A 17,510-nucleotide genomic window follows, 5' to 3' on the forward strand; every position below is an offset into this window, starting at 1 on the left:
TTATTTTGTATATATTTCGTATATAACAATCTTAACATCATGTATTAATAACAGATTAATCAAAAAATAACTGTATATATAAAATCAGACTTACTTGCTAAACAAAGTGATCATTCACACTTAAAAATTTAAATATAGGATTTTAAATTTGCAATTGGCTCGAATAACAGAACAACAATTAAATCATGAAACCTATGCTTATTTTGTCATTGTGTTCGCTGTTTTAGTCTGTTGTTTTATTGGGATCGCAACCAGGCCACTCGGCTATCTCGCCCTGATCTGGCCAGCCAATGCTGCCTTACTGGCCATATTCCTGCGTTTTCCACATTTAAATCATCTGGGCGGCTGGCTGGGTGCAGTCAGTGCTTTTATGTTTGCAGATCTGGTCACAGGCAACAGTCTGCTGCAAAGCCTGTTTCTTACACTTTCCAATCTGATTAGTACCATTGTCTCGATATTTTTTATTCGTTATTTCAAGATTAATTACAAATACTATAATACCGGTTATACCTTCGTTCATTTATTTGGCATCTTCGCTTTTGCAGGCTGCCTGGCCAGTGCGGCTTTTGCAGTTATCACCTTGCCCAATCTACCCAATTCATTCATGACCAAAGAAAATTTATGGATTGATTTTGGTCTGTGGTGGACCGGTGAAATGGTGAATTATATTGTGTTTCTTCCTTTAATCTTGGCATTCCCAAGAATAAAAGACATGCAGTACTTATTTAAAAACCGCCGTCAAAAGCGTCATCATTTCAGTTATTTTCTGCCCGCAGCTACAGTCGTACTCTGTGTCATCATCACCAATATTTTTTCAGGTCCGGGCGCAATGCTCTACCCTCTGGCTGCACTGATCTGGGCTGCGTTGACCTATCGCCTGTTTACCATGACCATGATCAACGCTTTTGTGATTATCCTGACCTATTACAGCCTGACGCGGTTTTATGCCACAACGCATGACACCTTGGCAGATTCTACGATTTATATTTCGCTCCGGATCGGGCTGTTTATGCTGGCCTTATCGCCGCTTATTCTTTGTATTATTAGTCAAAACCGCAATGAGCTGTTTAAACGGGTTCTCTATCTGGCCAATCATGACAGTCTGACCCGCACCATGAACCGTCATTTTTTCTTTCAGAAAGGTGAATATTTACTGCAATATGCCAACAGAATGGAATTTTCGGTCATCATGCTGGATATTGATCATTTCAAACGTCTGAACGATGATTTTGGCCATCATGTCGGTGACAAGGTGCTGCAACATTTTGCGGAAATCATTCGCTGCAATTTACGTGCTGAAGATCTGTTTGCACGAATTGGTGGGGAAGAATTTGTGCTGTTACTCTGGAACACCGAGCCTTTTGAGGCTCAGGATATTGCAGAACGCATACGTAAACGTGTAGAAAAAACCCCGATGCATCAATCAGATGGTTCAGATCTCTACATTACCGTGAGTGTAGGGATTACCCATCAAAATGAACCACAATCACAAGACCTGCAACACCTGATCAATATTGCAGATCAGGCCTTATATCAGGCCAAACATCGTGGACGTAATCAGGTGGTGCTTGCATCTTAAACTAAAATCATCTACAACCTTGAACAACATTAACGCTAGGGAATGGCAATGAAATTAGAAGAATATCTACAATATGACGGTTTAGGACTGGCTGAACTGGTCGCCAATAAACAGGTACATTCAAGTGAACTTTTATCCGCTGCCTTAGAGCGTAGCTCAATTGCCAATCCCGAGCTGAATGCTATTATTATTCCCATGCATGAGCATGCATTAAAACGTACCCAGCAGAATTTATCCGGACCTTTTGCCGGTGTGCCTTTTCTGGTCAAAGACCTGTTTCAGGAATATGCAGGTTATCCAACCTCTTATGGCTGTCAGGGCTTAAAACGGATCGGTTATATTGCCGAAACCAATGCCGAGATTGTCAATCGTTGGGAAAAAGCTGGAATTGTCACTTTTGGCCGTACCAATACGCCTGAATTTGGCATTAAAGGGATTACCGAACCAGATGCCTGGGGTAGCTGTAAAAATCCATGGAATTTACAACATAATAGCGGCGGCTCATCGGGTGGCTCAGCTTCTGCTGTGGCTGCCGGCATTGTGCCAATTGCGGGTGCAGGCGATGGCGGCGGTTCGATACGTATCCCCGCTTCATATTGCGGGCTGTTTGGTCTAAAACCAAGTCGTGGCCGTACCCCCTGGGGGCCGCAAATGAGTGAGGCCATGCATGGTGCAGCGATTCAGCATGTCCTGACTAAAACAGTGCGGGACAGTGCTGCAATGCTGGATGCCACGCATGGTGAAGATCACAGCTCGCTATTTAAGATTCAGCGTCCACAGCATCATTATCTGGATGTGATTCAGCAACCACCGAAAAAACTGAAAATTGCCTTTAATCCCCATTCTACCATTGGCACGCCTGTCTCTCCGGATGCTGTGAAAGCCATCGAACAGACGGCCAAACTGCTGGAATCTTTGGGACATGAGGTGGTTGAAGACCGTCCGGCCATCGATGGCATGCAACTGGCCAAGGATTTTATTACCACCTGGTTTAGCCAGTTTTCATTTATGCTGGATGAAATCCAGAAAGGCTACCCGTCTAAAGCGAAGGATTTTGAACTGGACTCTTTAGCACTGGCGGCTTTTGGAGCTAAAACCAGCGCACTTGATTATATCCAGAACCTGAATAACTGGGGCCAGTACGTGACCCAGATGAATCATTTCTTTGATGATTATGATCTGTATCTGACGCCTGCAACCGCAACCGTCGCACCGAAAAATGGCGAAGTCAAAACACCTGCATGGCAGAAGCCAATTTTAAAGGCTTTATTGGGTGTAGGTAAGGCCCATCTGCTGGCACAAGGTAAACTGGTCGATCAGATTGTCAAAGAAAACCTGAAATGGGTACCTTTTACTCAACTTGCCAATATTACCGGGCTTCCAGCCATGTCAGTGCCGTTGTACTGGAATGAACAAAACCTGCCGCTCGGTTCGCAGTTTATTGCACCCTTTGCCCGTGAAGACCTGCTATTGCAATTAGCTGCTCAACTGGAACAGGCACAGCCTTGGGTTCATCAGTACGCCAAAATTCGGATCTAAATTTTAAGCATCAGAGACATCATGAAGATATCTTTGATTGCTCAACTGTATTGGGCAACCCAAAAATCAATAACAAACCAAACAAAGTCGATGCGGCGGCAAACATAAAGATGGTTTCTCCGCCAATTTTATCCCAATAATAGCCCGCCAGAATGCTGCCACTTGCTACGCCTAAGCCCCACATGGTGCTATATAAAGCCTGTCCACGGCCTTGCTGTGCAGCAGAGAAATTCTGGAAAATAACCCGCATGGCGATCATGTGAAATAAACCAAAACTCAAGGCATGAATCGTTTGGGCAAAAAATTGTGCCACAAATGCAGATGGAAATACGCCTACAATCAGCCATCTTAAGCCAGTCATCAACAGGCAAAGTATCACCAAATGACGCCATGACCAGCGTGTCAGAAAGAAGGTAGCATAAGCAAACATAATAATTTCGGCAATAACCCCAATGGACCAAAGCAATCCGATCTGACTGCTACTAAATCCCGCCTGACTAAGATAATTACTATAAAAACTATAAAACGGCGCATGTGAAAACAGCATGATCAGTTCAATCAGAAAAAAACTGTATACAACCGGGCGCTTGAAAATCGGCCAGAGGGCTTCCAGCTTTTTCTGTGCAGTAGGCGCCGCCGTAGGTTCTTTAATGCTAAAAGACCAGAGAAAAGCCAGAAATGAAATACACAGCAATAAAACTGGAAGCATGCTAATGCTGATAATTTCAAAGATGGCGCCCAAGCCGAATACACCGATAATAAATCCAACCGAACCCCATTTCCGGACTTTGCCATAAAGTTCTGCTCTTTTTTCCCCGAGCCAGAATAGAGTCACGCCTTCAAATTGTGCCAAAATCGCATTTTGAAAAAAGCTGAAAATCAGCATCAGTAAAGCCACTGACTGAAAGCTGTTAGGAATGATAAACATCATCAACCAGATACAGGCTTCCATCCAGGTGGCAATCCGTACCAGCAACATGCGCTTACCAGATTTATCTGCAATCCAGCCCCAAATAAAAGGCGCAAAAAACCGAGTGAGAATCGCAATAGAAGATAAAATACCGATTTCCTGATAGTTAAAGCCTTGATCTTCCAGATACAGACTCCAGAACGGCATGAATGCGCCCACAATCGCATAGTAGAAAAAATAGAATCCTCCCAGTCTGGTACTGATTGCAAGTGCTTGCATTAAATTGTATTCCCTTGCATCTTCAATGGCTTATAAATACTAATAGTTGCGTCATATTGCATTGAATTGCCCTTACTTGCTGTTCAAAGGTCTACAAATCCACAGAAAATATATTTTAAAAAAATTTGTAGAGTGCACCCTAAGGCACGAAATTTTCGTAAGTTTATGGCTAAATGTGGCTAAAGTAAAAAATCAATATTGAAAGGCATTTACAATGCGTAAAACATGAATCTATTTTTATAGAGCAACCTCGGATAAAAATGGGAATATTTTTAAGAAGGAGTTATTTCAATTCACCTTTGATACTTAATAAAGCAAAGTTACGGGAATATTGAATACTTTTGAAATAAAAACACGCTTTAAATCTTCTCTCCAAATAGCTAAGCCACTGATTTAAAATCTTCAATCCTCTATTTAAGAGGCCTATTTTTAGAACTAAAATACTCATTGTGGAGTTTAGGTATCGAAGCAATATCCGATAATTCCACTGACTTCGCACTTTAGTAGACAAATCATCTACCTGCACCATGATTCAAAAATATGATGAAATATGAATAAGATATAAATCTCGAAATCCTACATATCGCTACACTCGCATCTCTAAATCATCTCATTGTAAGTGCTTTTAATATACCATTCTAGGCAGGTCGAATCTTCGACAATTAAAAATTGAGAAACTTATGTTAGTTAATACAAATACTGCTCAAAAAGCGTCTTTCAATCAATTTTCTAATAATGCGACTGAGAACAAACCCAAGCAAAATGAGCAAGAGCAAAAACCGAATCAAGGAGAGCCAGCTCCTATAACCAAAGAGCAAAATGATCAAAAAAATCAGGCGGATAAGAAAAACTCATAATATTATGTTGAATTAATAAAAGAAGCCTATCTCCCTGATAGGCTTTTTGCATTCAAAAGATAAACATTTTCCATAAAAGCCTGAGAAATAAAAAAGCCCATCCTATGATGAGCTCTTTAATCCAATAGATCTAATTCTTACGAAGCTGCGAATTCTTGCAGTACAAATTGTTTTACACTTTCATCAAAATTTGGTCTGGAAAGAGCGAGCTTGCCATTTTTCATAGATTTATAACAATAGCTTGCGGCTACGCCTACACCAAACAAAGTCAACAACTTCATTGCTCACCTCATTAACTGTCAGATTTGAATACAAAAATTAGCATTCAAATGTGTAGTTTTCCAACTTAATTTAGAGTGTTTTTTGTACTCCATGTTAATTAATGTATGGGTAGAAAATAACAAAGCTGACCATTGGATAAGCTGTTCTAACGTCAAAACCTAATTGTTGATGTGCATATCAACCCAATTAAGGAAGCTGTTTTTATCCGTAAATTTAGGTGCAGAACTTATGCTCAGTATTTCTTTATTTCCAAATTTACCACTAATGTTATGGAATGCTTGGACTTTAAATTCCTGAGGCTCTCCTTCGTGCAGCGTTCTAAAATACTCTACTGACTTATCAAACTCACTTTTCTCTTTAAAGCCAGGACGTTCTTTTAAAAACTCATAAACTTGTTCTAGAGCGGGTAAATAATTATTTCTAGGCATTCTATATTCTCTAAAATTATGAGTTTTATTGTGAATGCCTATTCTGAATTAATAGTGATAAGAATTTTTAAGCTTTTCTTACCGTTTATGTAACTCTTTCTTCTTTCAAGCAGTCACGACATACTTTCACTTCTTTACCATCCGCTTGGCATTCGATTTCTGTGACACCATGAAGACCGAATAAACAAAAGATAAAATGCAGCATGACCTTTCTGCGCAAAAGATAGCTCCTTCAGGCAAAGGAGGCAAAACTGGAAATAAAACTATAGCAATGGAATCTGGGCGCTCATTTTATCGAAGATTATTTTTCATCCATTGGCGAAAAATTACATTCATATTCACCATAAAAATTCCGTTTCCAGACCCAACTACATTTACGATTTCGAATTGTTTTGAGGTCATCATTCTTATAGTTTAATTGTTATCGCAGATCAGAATGCTAAGCAAAGAGGTCGGTCATGTGTTCAAACTATGAATTCCCCTCAAAAAGTCAGCTCTCTTTATTAGATCTTCATGCAGAACAACTTGAATTGAACATGAAATCACATGTTTACCCCTTAGCACCTGCTCCTATCATGATGCGAGGTGCTGAGGGGTTTGAGTTAGATATTGCACGTTTCGGACTGATTCCCTTTTGGGCGAAAGAATTAAAATATGGTCGACATACTTACAATGCCCGAACTGAAACAATAGCGTCCAAGCCAAGTTTTCGACATGCCTGGAAAAATAACCAGTTTGCTTTAGTGCCCGTGGATACTTTCTATGAACCTAAATATATCGATGGAAAACCGCACTGGTTTGGTATTTCACGTGAAGATGGCAACCCTTTTACCGTTGCAGCCATTTATGATGATGTGCTCATTGAGGGTGAAAAAATCAGATCATTTTCGATGCTGACTATAAATTCCGATCAACACCTATTGATGAAACAGTTCCACCATCCAGATGACGAGAAGCGCTCGATTATTGTGATTCCTGAAGAATCACGCCATGATTGGTTATGCTGCAATCATGAACAAGCTCATGAGCTTTTCTTTGAAATGAGAGATGAGTTTAGAGCGACACCCAGAGATCACCGGTTGTCGAAAAACTAAAAGCCCTAAAGCAAGTTAGGGCTTTTAAAATGTGAAAGAGCTATTTTTGTTCTCTCAATGGATTTTCCGGTTCTGCATTGGGTTTTTTCTCTGGCTTCACGCCCTTATACGAATCCTGATTGCCTTTATCATCATTAGATTCTTTTTGCGGATTTGATTCTTGCTCTGATTTATTGGTCATGTGTATCTCCTTTATCGATCCATTAAGAAATAAATATGACATCTGATCCTAAACATCAATATTATTTATGTTTCACATTCACTTTTTAGAAAAGCAAACTTTTCTGGAGGCGCTCTCACCTTTCACGACACTTGAAATTTAAATAATCAAATGAGCAGCGCTACCTGATTAGACAGCACAGCATGGAAATATCAGCTTAGGCGGGCATCGATTAAAAGAAAGTATCTGCCGATACATCAAAGCGCTCAGACAAAGCCTTGATATGACGGATATTCAGCTGACGTTTGCCATTCAATATTTCTGAAATTACTGATTGTGTCGCGACATCAGACAAGTCTGCTTGACTAAGCCCGTGTTGCTCCATCAACAAGGCCAAAGCCGTTCGTCCATCACCTTCTGGCATGGGTAGATGTTCATGCTCATACGCCGAAACCAGATCACCCAGTTGATGAATAAGCCCCATTAAAGGATGTGATTCATCATCGCCGACAATGTCCAGAAGCTCATCCAGAGCTTCAGTTAGTGTATGAAAGTCATCTTTATTTTCCGGCTTGCTGAGCAATGGTGCAACATAACGCCAGTGATCAACGGCCTGTTTAATCATTGCATTCATTCTAACCTTCCTTCCAATGACCTTTATCATATTCATGGTGAGACAAGACATGGCGAATATAAACGCGTTTTGCCTGATACATCACCACAGCAATCAGCCGAAGCTTGTTTCCACCGATATCGAATATATGAAACTTTCCAACCTTATCTACTGCGGGAAAGAGTCTCTTCATCTCAGCAAAATCCTTAGGATGATTGGCCTTCATCAGTCGATACCAACCATCTAATGCCGTTCCAGCCTGTGGCCACTTTTGCGTTGCTTCAAGAATTCGAGCGTGGGTGATCACATGCATATATTTTATCGCATTTTGCTATATTTCTAGTATATATAAATTATCGCATTTTTGCAATATATTCTTATCCGGCTATTTTAGTTCTCAATTTTAATCATTAATCGACATGTAATCCTATTTAAATCATACTCTCATAAAGTATAGACTGTGACCCGTATCATTTAAATCCAGTTGAGTTCAATCGTTATCTTGGATTTTTATTATAAAAATTTCACCCACAAACAAAAACCCCGCCAACTGATGATTGAACGGGGATTGAGCTTCATTAACACATCCGGTGAATTGGAACATTATTCAATATCTTTCAAGCAATCACGACACTCTTTCACCTCTTCATGATCACAGGTGTAATTGATTTCAGTCGCACCATGAAGGCCAAATAAACAAAATATAAACTGGATCATGCTTTTCTCCTGAATGTAACAAGCTTAATCAGTGATTAAGCTTGTATTGATTTTAAGACTCAATAACTCGATACGGAATAATCGGATCACGACCTGAGTAATAACTTAACCGCCTGAATACATTTCACAATTCAAGCAAAGTTAAGTTTTTGGCATTTAAGTTCGTGCAGGCTCTTCACTTTTAGTCTTTTGATCCTTCTTACAATGATCATTGCCCATCATATGACACATTTTTTCTTTGCAAGATTTAAAACAACAACCTACCATCACGCCCATGCCAAATGCACATATACATCTCATCATAGCTTTGTCCTGTCTTTTTATAAAAAGAGATATATAAATACCATCTATTCATGTTTCACTCTTGAGAGAATTTTCAGGCTTTATGTTGTATATGAAAACTTATGTGAAAGAGAATAATTAAAGTAAAAAGCTCTCATTGAGCAATCCGTGTTTATAAACAAGAAAAAGCCTGCTTAACTCTCCTAAATTAAGCAGGCTTTATAATGTGCTGATTTTCTAATTATTTTCATTAAGTTCTTGGAATGAAGCCAAGATATCACTGGCCCAGCAGTCAATCTGTGTGTGATATATAGAGGCTATGTTTCTAAATGTGCAATAAGCGTTACTTTTCTTAATTGAATGGCTTTAATTTAGGCAAAATATATTTTATTCGTTAAATTTTATGCTTAAGAGAAAACAGATGGACACTTTAGATCAATATGCATAACAATAAATTTGTTCATTTTTTAGGATAAAATTCCCTGTTGCTGTACTGTATGTGAATATCAGGAATTTTTGACTTCTTCTAAAGTTGGTAGATGACTGCTTTCTTTTTGGCTATTTCTCTCTATAATTTTTGATATGACAAATAACAAGATTTTGACATCATGATAAATCGTATACTGATTACTTTATTGATAAGTCTGACAATAAGTGGCTGCCAAAAGCAGCAAGCCGACAGTTCAGCGGAACCTGATCAAGCCCTCAAAGCCCAATTTGAACAATCAGATAATCAACTCAGTGCTTATCTGGACAAACTAGATTCTTCCAGTATTAGTCCAGAAGAAAGAACACGCATACTCTGTGAACAATATCCTAAAGAATATAAAACTCGTTATATGCCGGCTTTATTAAAACTTATGCCTCAGGAATATACAGAAAAAGGACTGCTTACAGATTTAGACAATGCCTTAAGCTTTTATAAGCAGAAAGCCAATATCCAGTGTTAATTCATACTGATTAACGTCTATAACCAAATTTTCACCCTAAAAAAACCGCCTGATTCAGGCGGTTTTTTTATGAACGTACAGCTTAAACAGAATTAACGCTACAGTTTTGGCAGATCTTATGAATCATACCCACGCTACTAGTTAATTCTATTATGGCTGCTAGTTCTGTTGATTATTCCAGATCTTGTTGAGATTGCTGGTTTTTTTGCTGATTACGCTGTGGCTGCTGTTGTTGCTGCTGATCGCGCTGTTGTTGGTTATTTTGTCCCTGCGGCTGTTGTTGCTGCTGGTTATTTTGTTGCTGGTTTGGGTTTTGCTGGTTGTTTTGCTGACGCTGTTGATCTTGCGTGCCTTGTTGGTTTTGCTGTTGTTGCTGTTTCTGTTGGTCTTGCTGTTGATTATTAGCCATGGTGTAACTCCTTACTATTTGCTTTAAATTAATTAAAAGCCGATAGAGTTTCGACTTAATATCTACTCTATGCATTTTTCAGAATTCTCCAACCTATAACCTGTTACAGATTAATTCAATGTAAAAAATGGTAAGCCAAGTAGTTGAAATCAAGATTAATAAGCAACATAAATTACTTTATCCAATAAAATAGACACATGATGAAAGATAATATGTTTCGAAATTTTTATTATTCAATAAAAGGAATAACTTAACCTGAGTAAAATATATAAAAAAGACATTTAAAATATTTTAAAAAATAACAATATATTATCAAGTAAAATATATTAAAAACCTATGCTCATGATATTTATGATTAAATTCAATAACTCAGCCTAAGTATTAATATTTTTAAAAATGGAATAAAACATGCAAAAGGTAATTGTTCTAAACAGTTTTTTAATAAACGAATATACGATACGTAACATTGAATCACGTATAACGACTAAGTTGTTTCCAATTTATCTTGACTTTAATAAAAGATATTTATCAATCAGACTGACATTAATTTTGGTAATTTTTTATTTTTAAAAAGCTTTTATTAACTTAATGTTAGCCAAATAATAAGCCTCTTAAAAAAAGAGGCTTATTCACTTTAAGGTTTATCTTAGATATTCACAACTTTAACAATAATCGTTTGGGTATCTTCCTGCTCTTCAGCCAGATGTAAACGTTTAAGCTCTTTGCTTTTTACTTTGAACTGTAAATTCTGATAAGAAATCGTGCTTGGAATCTGATCAAAATATTGACCATCAGCATCAATTTCTTCCTGAAATAATGGTGTACCCAATTGGTAGTCAAGACTTTTTAAGACTACATATTTTACTGTGGTTTTCATTCTAACGCCCTACTTTCACTAAGCACTTTATTTTTATTTTTACCACTGTTCAGCTTGAGAAGAAACCTCTATTTGAAAAAATAGTCTAAGCTTTAACCACTCAGGTTTTGTGATCAAATCAGTATCAAATTGTACTAATCCATGAAAAATTTTAACTTTCATAAAAATATAAATATACTCGGAGTTGAACGACAGAAAAAATCTGTCTAAATTAAGCTAAAACCACTCGGATCATAAAGAAAATATAGAGACTATGATAAAGACCTGTTGCAACTTACTCGAAGAGAAAAATATAAAAATTGCCTTTATTGAAAGTGCGAGCTCTGGATATCTATGTAGCCAGTTTTCCATCTGTAAAAGTGACGGCGCCGAAATTCTGGCTGGCGGATTGGTCTGCTACGATGTTGGTGTAAAAACTTCGGTATTAAACATTCCCCAGACTTTGATCAATAGTTACACTGCCGAATCCATGCCAGTTACTGTTGCCTTGGCAGAAGCGGGTAAAAAGATGTTCCGGGATGCAGACTGGATTATTGCCTGTACAGGTTTGCTTAAACCCGGTGGTAGTGCGACACCAGAGAAACCGGGAGGGACTTTTTTTGTAGCAATTAATGATGGTACTCAAGTGCATCAATTCCAGTATTATTTGAAAGGTACTCCACTCGAACGTCTGAATAAACTGTCTGCCGTGGTTGCACACGATATGATTAATCTACTCAATCATTAATCTAGTTTTATAATTACGCCGCAACAAGCTTCATTATTTCTACTGTATTTTAAGATAGATTAGCATGATCAAATGCTAATCTATTTTTTGCGGGTAGAATAACCATGAATATTAAAACTGCGCTGTTTCTGCTCCCTCTTGGCTTGCCCAGTCTGGCTTTTGCTACGGTCGGTGGCCCACAAAATATTGAAATTCTAGGCTATGAAGTCAAAGAGCAAAAGCTCTATGTCATGCGTCATTACCTTGATGGTCGTGGGCGCTTGCCACAGCTGTATTATTATAATTTTAAATCCGCAAAACCGAATCAGTTGATTCAGGTCAACTCCTTATATATCAATCCAAAAACCAAACGTATTGATTATGACCAAGACAGTCGCAAGTTTGATCAGGACATTGCCAAAATCAAAAAGCGTTTAGTTCCACTGAGTCCGATTCAAAGTTCAAAGCCACAACTTAAAATTTTAAAAACCACAACAGGGACGGCAGCTGCCTGGTACGATCCACAAGAAAAAGTGCCAAAATGGACTTATCAATATCAAGTCAAATCTGGCTCACAAAAAAGTCCGACCCATCAAGCGGTCAGTTATCAGCAAGGTCTAAAAATTAGCCAGGCCTATAAAGTTCCTAAACAGAATAAAACGCTGGTGACAGTCAAGTATTTGGGGATTCCTTTTGAAACAGGCTATAGCATTGAAGATCCAGTCCTGTTAAGTCGATAAAAAATAAGGTCTCGATTGAGACCTTATTTTTTATTCAAGATATTAATAAATATTAAGCCGCTGTAGAACGCTCGGCGATCGGTACTACTTTACGCAGTTCAGGCCCAGTATAATCCGCGCTTGGACGGATAATACGGTTGTCTGCACGCTGTTCCATCACATGTGCTGCCCAGCCTGTGACACGTGACATGACAAAAATCGGGGTAAACAGCTTGGTTGGAATCCCCATAAAGTGATAAGCCGAAGCATGGAAGAAATCGGCATTACAGAATAATTTCTTCTCACGCCACATCACTTCTTCGCAGCGCACTGAGACCGGATAAAGTACCGTATCACCGACATCTTTGGCTAAACGCTCAGACCAGATTTTGATGATGCCATTACGCGGATCATTGTCTTTATAAATCGCATGACCGAAGCCCATAATTTTTTCTTTACGTTCCAACATGCCCAGCATTTCACGTTCAGCTTCTTCAGGCGAAGTCCAGTTTTCGATCATATCCATTGCAGCTTCGTTAGCACCGCCATGTAGAGGGCCACGCAAGGAACCGATTGCACCGGTAATACAAGAATGCATGTCAGATAAAGTCGATGCACATACACGCGCCGTAAAGGTCGAAGCATTAAATTCATGCTCTGCATATAGAATCAAAGAGACATTCATCACCTGTTCATGCAGTTCATTTGGCTTTTCGCCACGTAATAAATGCAGGAACTGTGCACCGATTGAATCATCATCGGTATTTTCTTCAATACGCACGCCGTCATGGCTATAACGATACCAGTAACAGATAATTGCCGGTAAAGTGGCAAGAATACGGTCTGCAATATCCTGTTGCTGTTCAAAAGACAGTTCAGTTTCAAGATTGCCCAGCATCGATACGCCAGTACGCATTACATCCATCGGATGAGAATCGGCAGGAATCCGTTCTAGCACTTCTTTTAAGGCTTGAGGTAGCGTGCGCAAAGATTTTAATTTGGCTTTATAGGCAACTAACTGCTCTGAAGTTGGCAGTTCGCCAAAGAAAATCAGATAAGCCACTTCTTCAAACTGGCAATGTTCAGCCAGATCCTGTACGTCATAACCGCGATAGGTCAGACCTGCGCCACTTTTGCCTACAGTTGAGAGTGAAGTTTTCCCTGCCACTTGTCCACGCAATCCTGCGCCGGTGAGTACTTTTCCTTCAGCCATTTTTTTAATTCTCCTGTTTAAACAGTTTATCTAATGTGTCTTCGAAGCTGTGATAATCTAAAAATTCGTAGAGTTCTTTGCGTTGCTGCATAATATCCAACACATTCACCTGAGTGCCGTGTTCACGCACCGAACGCATCACTTCAAGGGCTGCCTTTTGCATGGCACGTGTCGCTGATAATGGATACAGCACCATGCCAATACCCTGCTCTGCCAACTCATTTACCGTATAATACGGTGTATCACCAAATTCGGTAATATTTGCCAAGACTGGCACACCAACTGCATCGCATACGGTGCGATACATGGTGATATCGGTCATCGCTTCGGCAAAAATTGCATCTGCACCCGCTTCAACACAGGCACAAGCACGATCAATCACCGCTTGCAGGCCTTCTTTTTGTAGCGCATCGGTACGCGCCATGACCACAAAGTTTGCATCGGTTTTCGCATCGACCGCCGCTTTAATACGATCGACCATTTCCTGCTGTGACACAATTTCTTTATTTGGACGATGACCACAACGCTTTTGTGCCACCTGATCTTCAATATGCACCGCGGCTGCACCAGCTGCAATCATCTGTTTGATCGTGCGGGCAATATTTAATGCGCCGCCCCAACCGGTATCGATGTCGACCAATAAAGGTGTATCAACACGTTCTGTAATCCTGCGTACATCTTCCAGAACATTATCCAGACTGGTCATGCCCAGGTCAGGCAAACCATAAGAATAATTCGCGACACCCGCACCTGATAAATAAATGGCTTTATAACCGACTTGTTTGGCCATCATGGCAGCATAGGCATTTACCGTACCCATAATTTGCAATGGTTTCTCGACTTCAAGTGCTTGTCTAAATCTTAGACCTGCAGACATTTGTTCTGTCATCTTCCTTTTCCACAGTCTTGGCTATAATTATTGAAACTCGAGTATACTCATTTGGCTTGTTCATTCCACAATCTGATAGAACAAATACTCTAAAACTTTAGTCAAATTTTTAAGTTTTACTTTACCTAATCCGGCAAATACTGCGCTTATGCGGTGCAATTATGAAATATGTACATATATTTGCTATGATGGCGTTTCAATCTTTATTGACATGTTGATGTATTATCTCCTATGCAAGACCTCGTCCTAGAACCGCTCGCCAAAGACCTGCCGCAGACCAAACGTGGTCATGAGCGCTGTATTGCGCTGCTGAACAGTGCAACCGAGCTGTTTCTGGAACGGGGTTATGATGCTGTGTCTCTCGATGATATTGTTCAGCACGCAGGTGGCTCCAAGGCCTCCATTTATAAGTACTTTGGCAATAAAGAAGGCTTGTTTAAGGCCATCTGTGATTATCGTCGTATCAAGTTTTTTGAAGATATCAGCATTCCGATCGAACTGATGGCACTGGATTTTCGTAGTTATCTGGTTCACACCTTGCTGAATTTTTATCATCAGATCATGCAACCTGAAAACTCAGCCTTCATGCGTCTGGTTCTGGAACAGAGTCAGCGTAATCCAGAACTGGCTCAGCATATTCATGAACACGGTCCTGTACATGTCCAGAGTGCGATTGCCACTGCATTAGAACAGGCAGATGCACAAGGCTTATTGCATTGTGAAAATCCGCAATATTCGGCTCAGCTATATTTTGGTATTTTGCGTAATCTGGAATGGCGCATCCTGATGGGAATTTCCATACAAGAAGATGATCAGGAAATCGACAAATACATCAGTTATTGTGTGGATCGCTTTTTAGACGGTCATCAAAAAGTCTAGTTTTTTTGCATTTTTCATTGCTTATAGTATATTAGCCGATTCCGTATTTTTTCTTAAACTAACCAACAACTGATTGTTGATCGAGTTTTTCGGCAATTATTGTGGAGTAACGAATGGCTCTCCGTCACTTTCTCACCTTACGCGATTTATCAACTTTAGAACTTAACCAGATTTTGCAACGCGCAATTGAGCTTAAGCGCAAACAGCATAACAATGAAGTGTTCCAACCATTTGTTGGTAAAGTGATGGGCATGATTTTTGAGAAATCGAGTACCCGTACGCGTGTTTCGTTTGAAGCTGGCATGAGCCAATTTGGTGGTAGCGCAATTTTCCTGTCTTCTCGCGATACCCAGTTAGGCCGCGGTGAACCGATTGAAGATTCTGCACGCGTGATTTCAAGCATGCTAGATATCGTGATGATCCGTACTTTCGGTCATGATATCGTGGAACGTTTTGCATCTTATTCAAAAGTTCCTGTGATTAATGCTTTAACAGATGATCACCATCCTTGCCAGTTACTTGCTGACATGCAGACCTATGTAGAGCAACGCGGCTCAATCGAAGGTAAAACTGTTGCCTGGATCGGTGATGGCAACAACATGTGTAATTCATATATTGAAGCAGCACACATGTGGGGCTTTAATCTGAAAATTGCAGCGCCAAAAGGTTATGAACCACAAGAAAAATTCCTGTCTGAATTTGCGCATTGTGTTGAACTGGTCGATACCGCTGAAGATGCAGCCGTGAATGCTGACCTGATTGTGACTGACGTTTGGGCAAGCATGGGCCAAGAAGAAGAACAAAAAATCCGTGAGAAAGCATTTGCAGACTATCAAGTGAATGAACGCCTGATGGATCTTGCGCATCCGGATTGTTTGTTTATGCACTGCTTACCTGCGCACCGCGGCGAAGAAATTTCAGAAAACTTGCTTGACCATAAAAATGCCGTGGTTTGGGATGAAGCTGAAAATCGCTTGCACGCACAGAAAGCCCTGGTTGAATTCCTGATTAATGAAAATCTGAAAAAAGACTAAATTAAAAGCTGAATCTTCACAAATTAAGCACCAATCTCTGGTGCTTTTTTTGTCTCAGCTCTTATAATCATGATTGAAATGGAATAAAAAGTGATGTTATACAATGCAAAAAAAATATTGGGCTTTGGCACTATTGGTAGGTTTTAGCAGTGCCACCTTCTCCGTTCATGCTTCTGAATTTGATCAATATCTTCAGGAAAAAAATATTATTGACAGCAAATTTAAAATTCAGAAAAAAGCTGAACTGAATGAATTACTCGCAGTACTGAGTGCAGAAGATTCCAGAACTTTACCTTTACAGATCGATCAGAATACAATTATTGAACAATTACAGTTAAGTGCCAATAAAACCACATTGAAAGGTTTAATCACCACACCGGATTTTAGCCAATTTGAAAAAGATCTGGGCCGCAAAGAAGTGATGAAAATGATCCGTAATAATCTGCTCAATAATTGCGAGATTTTCTTTGAGCATCGCTATCAGATTGAAAACCCATACAAGGTCGAGCTCAGCCTGAGCTCGCAAACACAAACCTATAAAACTGATATTTCCCAGAAAGATTGCAAATTGAAATAGTCTAAAGAAATAAGATATTGGCTTTTATTCAGGATTAAAACATCAAGAAAACAAAGAGGTCGCTATAGCTGCCTCTTTTTGATGAGGTTTGCTGTTATATCCTGCTAACGCACCAAACCTTGCGGCTGTAGAATTATAATCAGTGCCCCCAGTATTACTACCATCCCGCCAAGCAAATCCCAACGTGACAGTGTGACTTGATCAACGAAGCGCAACCACATTAGCGCCGAAAAAATATAGATGCCACCATAAGCGGCATAAATCCGTCCAGAAGCAGCCGGATGCAAGGTGAGTAGCCAGACGAAAGCCGCCAAAGCCAGAGCTGTTGGAATCCACAACCAGTGACTTCTTCCCTGATTTAAAATCAGGTAGGGAAAATAACAGCCTAAAATTTCCATCAATGCCGTGACCAGAAACAGGCAAAAAGTGGTGAGCAGCTTGGTAATTTGAATATCCATGATTTGTCTTTTGAACTGTATGAATGAATTTGATGATTTAAAATATGAGTGCATGAAAA

The 17,510-nt window shown here is 39.6% G+C and carries 20 protein-coding genes; 10 read left to right on the forward strand and 10 right to left on the reverse strand.

Annotation, left to right across the window (positions count from 1 at the left end; all coding sequences use genetic code 11):
* Window positions 1-148: 148 nt before the first annotated feature.
* Together FTT73_RS03700 and FTT73_RS03705 are read left to right on the forward strand one after the other, a co-directional pair.
* Entirely contained in the window at window positions 149-1,579 is a 1,431-nt protein-coding gene (locus FTT73_RS03700) for a diguanylate cyclase (RefSeq protein ID WP_180191033.1), read from the forward strand.
* Between the two features lie 48 nt (window positions 1,580-1,627).
* Window positions 1,628-3,118, forward strand: coding sequence for an amidase (locus tag FTT73_RS03705; protein WP_159515793.1), 1,491 nt, complete (start codon window positions 1,628-1,630; stop codon window positions 3,116-3,118).
* 19 nt (window positions 3,119-3,137) lie between these two features.
* Here FTT73_RS03705 and FTT73_RS03710 read toward each other — a convergent pair whose 3' ends face one another.
* Window positions 3,138-4,307 (reverse strand): MFS transporter, encoded by a 1,170-nt coding sequence (locus FTT73_RS03710; protein ID WP_074382824.1) that lies wholly within the window; start codon window positions 4,305-4,307, stop codon window positions 3,138-3,140.
* Between the two features lie 680 nt (window positions 4,308-4,987).
* On the opposite strand from FTT73_RS03710, the gene FTT73_RS03715 reads away from it, so the two are divergent.
* Entirely contained in the window at window positions 4,988-5,164 is a 177-nt protein-coding gene (locus tag FTT73_RS03715) for a hypothetical protein (protein WP_180077439.1), read from the forward strand.
* 440 nt (window positions 5,165-5,604) lie between these two features.
* Here the strand turns inward: FTT73_RS03715 and FTT73_RS03720 are convergent, their stop codons facing one another.
* Window positions 5,605-5,874, reverse strand: coding sequence for a hypothetical protein (locus FTT73_RS03720; protein WP_074382825.1), 270 nt, complete (start codon window positions 5,872-5,874; stop codon window positions 5,605-5,607).
* Between the two features lie 458 nt (window positions 5,875-6,332).
* On the opposite strand from FTT73_RS03720, the gene FTT73_RS03725 reads away from it, so the two are divergent.
* The gene (locus FTT73_RS03725; RefSeq protein WP_180077437.1) at window positions 6,333-6,968 is read left to right on the forward strand and encodes an SOS response-associated peptidase; all 636 of its coding nucleotides are present in this window, start codon (window positions 6,333-6,335) and stop codon (window positions 6,966-6,968) included.
* Between the two features lie 40 nt (window positions 6,969-7,008).
* On the opposite strand, the gene FTT73_RS03730 is transcribed toward FTT73_RS03725, so the two are convergent.
* The 3 genes from FTT73_RS03730 to FTT73_RS03740 form a co-directional block, all read right to left on the reverse strand.
* Entirely contained in the window at window positions 7,009-7,149 is a 141-nt protein-coding gene (locus tag FTT73_RS03730; RefSeq protein ID WP_005096816.1) for a hypothetical protein, read from the reverse strand.
* Window positions 7,150-7,360: 211 nt separating this feature from the next.
* Window positions 7,361-7,762, reverse strand: coding sequence for a type II toxin-antitoxin system HigA family antitoxin (locus FTT73_RS03735; protein ID WP_180075069.1), 402 nt, complete (start codon window positions 7,760-7,762; stop codon window positions 7,361-7,363).
* Window position 7,763: 1 nt separating this feature from the next.
* On the reverse strand, window positions 7,764-8,054 hold the full coding sequence (locus FTT73_RS03740; protein WP_180001698.1) for a type II toxin-antitoxin system HigB family toxin: 291 nt from the start codon (window positions 8,052-8,054) through the stop codon (window positions 7,764-7,766).
* Window positions 8,055-9,348: 1,294 nt separating this feature from the next.
* Here FTT73_RS03740 and FTT73_RS03745 point away from each other — a divergent pair.
* Window positions 9,349-9,690, forward strand: a complete 342-nt coding sequence (locus FTT73_RS03745; RefSeq protein ID WP_005096809.1) for a hypothetical protein — start codon at window positions 9,349-9,351, stop codon at window positions 9,688-9,690.
* Between the two features lie 172 nt (window positions 9,691-9,862).
* Here FTT73_RS03745 and FTT73_RS03750 read toward each other — a convergent pair whose 3' ends face one another.
* Window positions 9,863-10,099, reverse strand: a complete 237-nt coding sequence (locus FTT73_RS03750; protein ID WP_005096808.1) for a hypothetical protein — start codon at window positions 10,097-10,099, stop codon at window positions 9,863-9,865.
* Window positions 10,100-10,745: 646 nt separating this feature from the next.
* On the reverse strand, window positions 10,746-10,976 hold the full coding sequence (locus tag FTT73_RS03755) for a hypothetical protein (protein WP_004280185.1): 231 nt from the start codon (window positions 10,974-10,976) through the stop codon (window positions 10,746-10,748).
* A gap of 253 nt (window positions 10,977-11,229) precedes the next feature.
* Here FTT73_RS03755 and FTT73_RS03760 point away from each other — a divergent pair, with 253 nt between their 5' ends.
* Window positions 11,230-11,703, forward strand: a complete 474-nt coding sequence (locus FTT73_RS03760) for a CinA family protein (protein WP_180191034.1) — start codon at window positions 11,230-11,232, stop codon at window positions 11,701-11,703.
* 98 nt (window positions 11,704-11,801) lie between these two features.
* Window positions 11,802-12,422 carry an aminotransferase gene (locus FTT73_RS03765; RefSeq protein WP_220387178.1) on the forward strand — a complete coding sequence of 207 codons (621 nt, stop codon included), beginning with the start codon at window positions 11,802-11,804 and terminating at the stop codon, window positions 12,420-12,422.
* Between the two features lie 52 nt (window positions 12,423-12,474).
* Here the strand turns inward: FTT73_RS03765 and prpC are convergent, their stop codons facing one another.
* Together prpC and prpB are read right to left on the reverse strand one after the other, a co-directional pair.
* A complete protein-coding gene (gene prpC, locus FTT73_RS03770; RefSeq protein ID WP_005096804.1) occupies window positions 12,475-13,614 on the reverse strand; it encodes a 2-methylcitrate synthase in 1,140 nt (379 codons plus the stop codon).
* A gap of 4 nt (window positions 13,615-13,618) precedes the next feature.
* Window positions 13,619-14,503, reverse strand: a complete 885-nt coding sequence (gene prpB / locus FTT73_RS03775) for a methylisocitrate lyase (RefSeq protein WP_005096803.1) — start codon at window positions 14,501-14,503, stop codon at window positions 13,619-13,621.
* 231 nt (window positions 14,504-14,734) lie between these two features.
* Between prpB and FTT73_RS03780 the strand changes: the two genes are divergently transcribed.
* The 3 genes from FTT73_RS03780 to FTT73_RS03790 all read left to right on the forward strand — a co-directional run bounded on the left by FTT73_RS03780 (window position 14,735) and on the right by FTT73_RS03790 (window position 16,993).
* A complete protein-coding gene (locus FTT73_RS03780) occupies window positions 14,735-15,382 on the forward strand; it encodes a TetR/AcrR family transcriptional regulator (RefSeq protein WP_005171084.1) in 648 nt (215 codons plus the stop codon).
* A gap of 113 nt (window positions 15,383-15,495) precedes the next feature.
* Window positions 15,496-16,416 (forward strand): ornithine carbamoyltransferase, encoded by a 921-nt coding sequence (gene argF, locus FTT73_RS03785; protein ID WP_005171086.1) that lies wholly within the window; start codon window positions 15,496-15,498, stop codon window positions 16,414-16,416.
* 103 nt (window positions 16,417-16,519) lie between these two features.
* A complete protein-coding gene (locus tag FTT73_RS03790; RefSeq protein ID WP_180077435.1) occupies window positions 16,520-16,993 on the forward strand; it encodes a hypothetical protein in 474 nt (157 codons plus the stop codon).
* 104 nt (window positions 16,994-17,097) lie between these two features.
* Here the strand turns inward: FTT73_RS03790 and FTT73_RS03795 are convergent, their stop codons facing one another.
* Window positions 17,098-17,451 (reverse strand): YnfA family protein, encoded by a 354-nt coding sequence (locus FTT73_RS03795; RefSeq protein WP_005096798.1) that lies wholly within the window; start codon window positions 17,449-17,451, stop codon window positions 17,098-17,100.
* Window positions 17,452-17,510: the final 59 nt, after the last annotated feature.

This window comes from Acinetobacter sp. YH01006 (assembly GCF_013420445.1).
GTDB classification, from domain to species: domain Bacteria; phylum Pseudomonadota; class Gammaproteobacteria; order Pseudomonadales; family Moraxellaceae; genus Acinetobacter; species Acinetobacter pseudolwoffii.

What these genes read in the sequence shown, in the direction of transcription:
- FTT73_RS03705 (WP_159515793.1), top strand. Translation starts at nt 1,628, where the DNA reads ATGAAATTAGAAGAATATCTACAATATGACGGTTTAGGACTGGCTGAA.
- FTT73_RS03710 (WP_074382824.1), bottom strand. Translation starts at nt 4,307, where the DNA reads ATGCAAGCACTTGCAATCAGTACCAGACTGGGAGGATTCTATTTTTTC.
- FTT73_RS03715 (WP_180077439.1), top strand. Translation starts at nt 4,988, where the DNA reads ATGTTAGTTAATACAAATACTGCTCAAAAAGCGTCTTTCAATCAATTT.
- FTT73_RS03720 (WP_074382825.1), bottom strand. Translation starts at nt 5,874, where the DNA reads ATGCCTAGAAATAATTATTTACCCGCTCTAGAACAAGTTTATGAGTTT.
- FTT73_RS03725 (WP_180077437.1), top strand. Translation starts at nt 6,333, where the DNA reads ATGTGTTCAAACTATGAATTCCCCTCAAAAAGTCAGCTCTCTTTATTA.
- FTT73_RS03730 (WP_005096816.1), bottom strand. Translation starts at nt 7,149, where the DNA reads ATGACCAATAAATCAGAGCAAGAATCAAATCCGCAAAAAGAATCTAAT.
- FTT73_RS03735 (WP_180075069.1), bottom strand. Translation starts at nt 7,762, where the DNA reads ATGAATGCAATGATTAAACAGGCCGTTGATCACTGGCGTTATGTTGCA.
- FTT73_RS03740 (WP_180001698.1), bottom strand. Translation starts at nt 8,054, where the DNA reads ATGCATGTGATCACCCACGCTCGAATTCTTGAAGCAACGCAAAAGTGG.
- FTT73_RS03745 (WP_005096809.1), top strand. Translation starts at nt 9,349, where the DNA reads ATGATAAATCGTATACTGATTACTTTATTGATAAGTCTGACAATAAGT.
- FTT73_RS03750 (WP_005096808.1), bottom strand. Translation starts at nt 10,099, where the DNA reads ATGGCTAATAATCAACAGCAAGACCAACAGAAACAGCAACAACAGCAA.
- FTT73_RS03755 (WP_004280185.1), bottom strand. Translation starts at nt 10,976, where the DNA reads ATGAAAACCACAGTAAAATATGTAGTCTTAAAAAGTCTTGACTACCAA.
- FTT73_RS03760 (WP_180191034.1), top strand. Translation starts at nt 11,230, where the DNA reads ATGATAAAGACCTGTTGCAACTTACTCGAAGAGAAAAATATAAAAATT.
- prpC (WP_005096804.1), bottom strand. Translation starts at nt 13,614, where the DNA reads ATGGCTGAAGGAAAAGTACTCACCGGCGCAGGATTGCGTGGACAAGTG.
- prpB (WP_005096803.1), bottom strand. Translation starts at nt 14,503, where the DNA reads ATGACAGAACAAATGTCTGCAGGTCTAAGATTTAGACAAGCACTTGAA.
- FTT73_RS03780 (WP_005171084.1), top strand. Translation starts at nt 14,735, where the DNA reads ATGCAAGACCTCGTCCTAGAACCGCTCGCCAAAGACCTGCCGCAGACC.
- argF (WP_005171086.1), top strand. Translation starts at nt 15,496, where the DNA reads ATGGCTCTCCGTCACTTTCTCACCTTACGCGATTTATCAACTTTAGAA.
- FTT73_RS03790 (WP_180077435.1), top strand. Translation starts at nt 16,520, where the DNA reads ATGCAAAAAAAATATTGGGCTTTGGCACTATTGGTAGGTTTTAGCAGT.
- FTT73_RS03795 (WP_005096798.1), bottom strand. Translation starts at nt 17,451, where the DNA reads ATGGATATTCAAATTACCAAGCTGCTCACCACTTTTTGCCTGTTTCTG.